The organism is Natrialba sp. SSL1, from assembly GCF_001861355.1.
GTDB lineage: Archaea > Halobacteriota > Halobacteria > Halobacteriales > Natrialbaceae > Natrialba.
This window is the reverse complement of record NZ_MASN01000009.1, coordinates 1-1,605: the sequence shown is the minus strand read 5'-3', so window position 1 is coordinate 1,605 and position 1,605 is coordinate 1. Positions and strand designations below refer to the sequence as shown.

The following is a 1,605-nucleotide window of genomic DNA, read 5'->3' as shown; positions in this document are numbered from 1 at the left end:
GTATGTGTTTAGCCCGAAGGCTCAACAACCGGTACAGCGTGACGCCTTGAGATCATCTCATTGCTGCTGACGACTCGGCGAAGTTCTTCGTAGGGATTGCGTCCCTGCTGGCGCCACGTCGCCAGCAGGGACAAGACCGTCTCGTGAACGAACATGCCTCGATCGTTCCGGAGTGTCCCGATGATTTTCCGGAGAACAACTGGTTCACGAAGCGCGTTCTCAGCTGCGTTGTTCGTCGGGGAGACCGCTGGCTCACCGACGAAGGTGAGCCAGTGGTCAATCCCTCCTTCGATTTTCCCGAGTAGTGTTGCCACTGGTTCGTCGGTTACTGACCGCTCAACGAGCGATCTAAGCCCGTTCTGGCACGACCGATGCATTTGTGCTCTCTCACGAACGCTCGGGTCGGTCTCCAGCCACGACTGGAGACCGACGAACATCTGCTTGAGATACCGGTAAACCGGCTCTGCCTCCTCGTGGTCACTAGCAACGTCTTCGGCTTCCCGGAGAAGATGTGCCCAGCACCGCTGAAGGTTACTGCTGAACGCTGGATACGCCGTCCACCCATCGCAGATGACCGTTCCCGCGAAGTCCTCTCCGAGGACTTCTGCGGGAACATCACTTCCGCGACTCTCTCTTACGGCGTAGAGCGTATGCTCGTTCGTCCGAAACGTCCAGATCCACGCTTGCTCACCCTCGCGCTTGATACCGGTTTCGTCAACGTGAACGATCTCGGCTTGCTGAATCTGTCTGCGAATCTGTTCGTATTCGCAGCGACCGGCGCGCGCAGCGCGCTCGGTCGCGTGCCACGCGGACGCGCCCGAGAGTTCTAGTCCATGCAGTTGCTCGAACCGGTCAGCGATTTTCCGGTAGGGAAGGCGGTGATCGTACCGAGAAAGTGCTGCTTGAGAGATAACGTTCACCCCGAACTGCCCCTCATCGGGGCAGTCGGGGTGTGTAGCAACTGTTTCTGTTCCACAAGAGCTGCACTGGTAGTAGTGACGGTTGTACCGGGTGATTTCTGGTGGCTGTGGATCGGGAACCTCCTCGACGAGTCGGGGGCTGACGCCCACCGACTCGTCGAAGTGTTCGCCACACTCGGGACAACAGTCACAGGTGACATCGATCTCTTTGTCGGGATCTGCTGTTGCACGCCACTCAGGGTCGTGACCGTCCTTCCGTCCGGGAGTACCGCCATCGGTTCGAACATTCTCGTCTTCGTCGTCCTGCGAGGTCGGGGACTCGTCAGTCCCCGACCGTCGCTTACTGGGCGGTGTATGCGGATTTTCGTATTTGCGAAGGCGTGTTTCGAGTTCTTCTATCCGCTCGTCCTTCTGATCGATTTTCTTGTCCTTTCGCTTGTTCTCCCGTTCGAGTTCTTCGACTCGTTGCTCAAGTTGGAGAAGCCGAGAAAGGAGCTCTTCTTTGGTGAAATCGTCTGCGTTCACAGACTCCACCAACCAGTAGTGACAGCAGAAGTAACGGGATGGGCTCCGCTGCGGAGCCCATCCCTGAGAATCGTATCCGATGTCTGCTGCCTGTTCATATTGCGTCTGTTGAACGCTTCCTACGAGAGAGTACCGAAATCAGCCCGGGCTAAACACATAC

At 57.3% G+C, this 1,605-nt stretch carries 1 protein-coding gene; it reads right to left on the bottom strand.

Annotated features, from left to right (window positions below; translation table 11 throughout):
* Window positions 1-8: 8 nt before the first annotated feature.
* The gene (tnpC, locus tag BBD46_RS02525) at window positions 9-1,445 is read right to left on the bottom strand and encodes an IS66 family transposase (protein ID WP_071400197.1); all 1,437 of its coding nucleotides are present in this window, start codon (window positions 1,443-1,445) and stop codon (window positions 9-11) included.
* Window positions 1,446-1,605 lie beyond the last annotated feature (160 nt).